The organism is Flavobacterium sp. (assembly GCF_043720215.1).
Lineage (GTDB): Bacteria > Bacteroidota > Bacteroidia > Flavobacteriales > Flavobacteriaceae > Flavobacterium.
In genome coordinates this window covers 1-4400 of the sequence record NZ_JAYSSZ010000107.1, presented here as the reverse complement: position 1 = coordinate 4400, position 4400 = coordinate 1, and the positions used below count along the sequence as shown (strand labels likewise).

Annotated in this window: 2 protein-coding genes and 1 pseudogene; all 3 read right to left on the bottom strand. The window is 34.2% G+C overall.

Features of this window, described 5'->3' with window-relative positions:
• A pseudogene (gene dnaK / locus ACHZC3_RS05185) lies at positions 1 to 1853 on the bottom strand (molecular chaperone DnaK); the annotation flags it as partial.
• 229 nt (positions 1854 to 2082) lie between these two features.
• Positions 2083 to 3486 carry a dihydrolipoyl dehydrogenase gene (lpdA, locus tag ACHZC3_RS05180; RefSeq protein WP_394758815.1) on the bottom strand — a complete coding sequence of 468 codons (1404 nt, stop codon included), beginning with the start codon at positions 3484 to 3486 and terminating at the stop codon, positions 2083 to 2085.
• Between the two features lie 88 nt (positions 3487 to 3574).
• Positions 3575 to 4033: an Lrp/AsnC family transcriptional regulator gene (locus ACHZC3_RS05175; protein WP_394758814.1), complete on the bottom strand. Its 459-nt coding sequence runs from the start codon at positions 4031 to 4033 to the stop codon at positions 3575 to 3577.
• Positions 4034 to 4400 lie beyond the last annotated feature (367 nt).

Genomic DNA, 4400 nt, shown 5'->3' with positions numbered 1-4400 from the left:
TGAACATCGTCTCCTTGTGTTTCAGCTTGTGGCTGTGCTTGTTGACCTTGTTCTCCTTGAGCATACATTGCTTCTGTAGCTGTTTTCCAAGCTGCATTTACATTGTCTAAACCTTTTTGAATAGCTTCTAAGTCTTGAGATTGGTGCGCCATTCTCAATTCTGTCAATGCATATTCGATTGCAGTTTTGTGATCGTCAGTAATTTTATCTGCCAATTCTTTCAATTGCGTTTCCGTTTGGAAAATCAAACTGTCAGCTTCATTGATTTTTTCAACTCTTTCTCAAGCGATTTTGTCAGCTCCAGCATTTGCTTCAGCATCTTTTTTCATTCTTTCGATTTCTTCAGATGTTAATCCAGAAGAAGCTTCGATACGAATATCGTGAGATTTACCAGTTCCTTTGTCAGTTGCAGAAACTTTGATGATACCATTAGCATCAATATCAAAAGTTACTTCAATTTGTGGAACACCTCTTGGTGCTGGTGGAATACCGTCCAAGTTGAAACGACCAATTGTTTTGTTATCAACAGCCATAGCTCTTGCACCTTGAAGAACGTGTAGTTCAACAGTTGGTTGAGAATCTGCAGCAGTAGAGAAAATTTGTGATTTTTTAGTTGGAATAGTTGTGTTAGACTCGATCAAGATTGTCATAACTCCACCCATAGTTTCGATACCTAAAGATAAAGGTGTAACGTCAAGTAACAATACATCTTTTACATCTCCAGAAAGAACTCCACCTTGAATAGCTGCTCCAATTGCAACAACTTCATCAGGGTTAACTCCTTTTGAGGCTTTTTTACCAAAGAATTTTTCAACTTCGTCAGCAATTCTTGGCATTCTTGTAGAACCTCCAACAAGGATAACTTCGTCGATATCTTTTACAGTTAATCCTGCATCTTTTAATGCTTTAGCAACTGGTTCCATAGAACGTTTTACTAAAGTATCAGACAATTTTTCAAATTGAGCTCTAGTTAATTTTTTAACTAAGTGTTTTGGTCCAGAAGCAGTAGCTGTAACGTATGGCAAGTTGATTTCTGTCTCAGCAGAAGATGACAACTCGATTTTAGCTTTTTCAGCAGCTTCTTTAATTCTTTGTAATGACATTGGGTCCAAACGCAAATCAATTCCTTCTTCAGCTTTGAATTCGTCTGCCAACCAGTCAATGATAGTTTGGTCAAAATCATCTCCACCTAAGTGAGTGTCTCCATTTGTAGAAAGAACTTCAAAAACTCCATCTCCTAATTCAAGGATAGAAATATCGAAAGTACCTCCACCTAAATCGTAAACTGCAATTTTTTGATCGATACCTTTTTTGTCTAATCCGTATGCTAATGCCGCAGCAGTAGGCTCATTTATAATTCTCATTACTTTAAGACCTGCAATTTCTCCAGCTTCTTTTGTAGCTTGACGTTGTGCATCGTTAAAGTAAGCAGGAACAGTGATAACTGCTTCTGTAACTGTTTGTCCTAAATAGTCTTCAGCTGTTTTCTTCATTTTTTGAAGTGTCATAGCTGACAATTCTTGAGCAGAATATAAACGACCATCAATATCCACACGTGGTGTATTGTTGTCACCTTTTACAACTGAATAAGGTACTCTTTTTGCTTCTTCAGTAATTTCACCGAAAGAGTGTCCCATAAAACGTTTAATAGATGCAACAGTTTTAGTTGGGTTTGTAACCGCTTGTCTTTTGGCAGGATCTCCTACTTTAATTTCTCCACCTTCTACAAACGCAATGATAGATGGTGTTGTTCTTTTACCTTCAGCATTAGGAATTACTACTGCTTCTTGTCCTTCCATTACAGATACGCAAGAGTTTGTTGTACCTAAATCGATTCCGATAATCTTTCCCATTTTTATTATATTTAATTATTGAGTAATTCGTTTTAATAACTTGAGTTGCAATAGTCAATCATTATGCCAATAAAAGAGTTGCAATGTAATTGTCAGTTTCTGTTAAAATTGGCGGAAAATAATATGACAAGTTGACATTAAATTTGTGACTTTTAAGAATATTTATAAAAACCATACCCCAATAATTTTCATAAAATTATTGGGGTATGGTTAAAATATAATTTTATAACTACACGTGCAATGCTCTATTATCAGTTGCGGCTAATGCTGCTTCTTTAATAGCTTCTGCAAATGTTGGGTGTGCGTGCGACATTCTGGAAATATCTTCGGCTGAAGCTCTAAATTCCATTGCGGTAACTGCTTCTGCGATTAAATCGGCACAACGAGCACCAATCATGTGAACACCTAAAACTTCATCGGTTTTGGCATCAGCAAGAATTTTTACAAATCCGTCTAAATCGCCCCCAGCACGAGCTCTTCCTAATGCTTTGAAAGGAAAACTTCCTGCTTTATAGTTAACACCATCAGCTTTAAGTTGTTCTTCAGTTTTTCCAACTGCTGCAACTTCTGGCCATGTATAAACAACTCCAGGAATCAAATTATAATCGATATGTGGTTTTTGTCCAGCCAAAATTTCAGCAACCATAACACCTTCCTCTTCCGCTTTGTGTGCTAACATTGCACCACGAACAACATCGCCAATAGCATAAATGTTAGAAATATTAGTTTGTAAATGATCGTTTACTTCGACCATTCCTCTGTCAGTAATTTTGACACCAGCTTTATCTGCCGAAAGGCCATCGGTATAAGGACGACGACCAACAGAAACTAGTGAATAATCTCCTTCTAAAGTAATAGTTTCTCCTTTTGCATTTTCGGCTTGAACAGTAACAGCATTGCCATTTCTTTCTACCGATTTTACTTTGTGAGAAACGTAGAATTTCATTCCTTGTTTTTTCAAGACTTTAGTCAATTCTTTAGACAAAGAACTGTCCATTCCTGGAATAATTCTGTCCATATATTCTACTACCGAAACTTGAGCTCCAAGGCGAAGATATACTTGACCTAATTCTATTCCAATAACTCCACCACCAATAATTACAAGGTGCTTAGGAACTTCTGGTAGTTTTAATGCTTCGGTCGATGTGATAATTCTTTCTTTATCGATTTTGATAAAAGGAAGATTTGATGGTTTAGAACCTGTTGCTATAATAATATTTTTAGCTTCAAGAACTTCTGAAGTACCGTCTGCTTTTGTAACTTTTACATGAGTTGCATCTTCAAAAGAACCTAATCCTTCGAAAACGGTCACTTTGTTTTTGTCCATTAAAAATTTTACACCACCAGAAGTTTGATCCACAACGGCTTGTTTACGCGCAATCATTTTTTCAAGATTTACTTTTACTTCTCCAGAAACTTCAATTCCGTGGTCTGCAAAATGTTGTAATTCTTCGTAATGATGTGATGATGCCAATAATGCTTTTGATGGAATACAACCTACATTAAGACAGGTTCCGCCAAGAGTCAAATATTTTTCTATAATAGCAGTTTTGAAACCTAATTGTGCGCAACGAATTGCTGATACATATCCGCCTGGACCTGAACCTATAATGACTACGTCAAATGAACTCATAGTTAGTGTTTTTTATTTTTAGTAATGCAAAATTACGAATTTAATTGCAATGATAAAGGCAAAAATCATTACCAATTTTTCAAAAAAATTAAATTTCTATAACCGTTGTATTTTTTACTTCAGAAATCATAAAAGTACTGTGTGTGCTTCCTATATGTTCTAATGTTGTCAGTTTCTCTACTAGAAATTCACGATATTCTTCCATGTCTTTGAGTACAATTTTTAAGATATAATCGTAATCGCCACTCACGTGATGACATTCTAATACTTCGTTAAGTTTAATTACTTGACTTTCAAATTTTGTCAGGAATTCTTTTGTATGTTGGATTAGTTTGATATGACAGAAAACGACAAATCCTTTTTCAATTTTTTTTCTGTTTAATAAAACAACATATTTTTCGATGATACCTTCACGTTCCAGTTTTTTTATTCGTTCATAAACGGCTGTTACAGAAAGATTTAATTTTGATGAAAGTTCTTTTGTGGTTTTTTTACTATCGGTTTGTAATAGCTTTAATAGTTTTTTGTCGATTTCGTCTAAATTCATAATTTTAAATTTTCTAAAAATAGTTATTTATGATCAATTTTAATGTTTAAATAATTGCAAATATATTAAATTATAGTTTTATTTTCTTATTTATTTAATTTGTATTGTGATTAAATCTAATATTTTGTTTTTTTGATGATTATAAATTAATAACTATAATGTTCTAGCCCTGATAGAAGTGGAAGTCCTTTTTTTGAGGTTATTTCCGAAAAAAAAGATTGTAACGGATTGCTTCGCCAGTTCGCGCTTTCAGGCTCGGGTGCAGGAATAGCTTCTAAAAAATAAATAAAAATATGAAATATTTATGAAAACTAAATCACGAACATAAATGAATGTTTCCTCATAAATATACCATATTCCAATAAAA

What these genes read in the sequence shown, in the direction of transcription:
- lpdA (WP_394758815.1), bottom strand. Translation starts at nt 3,486, where the DNA reads ATGAGTTCATTTGACGTAGTCATTATAGGTTCAGGTCCAGGCGGATAT.
- ACHZC3_RS05175 (WP_394758814.1), bottom strand. Translation starts at nt 4,033, where the DNA reads ATGAATTTAGACGAAATCGACAAAAAACTATTAAAGCTATTACAAACC.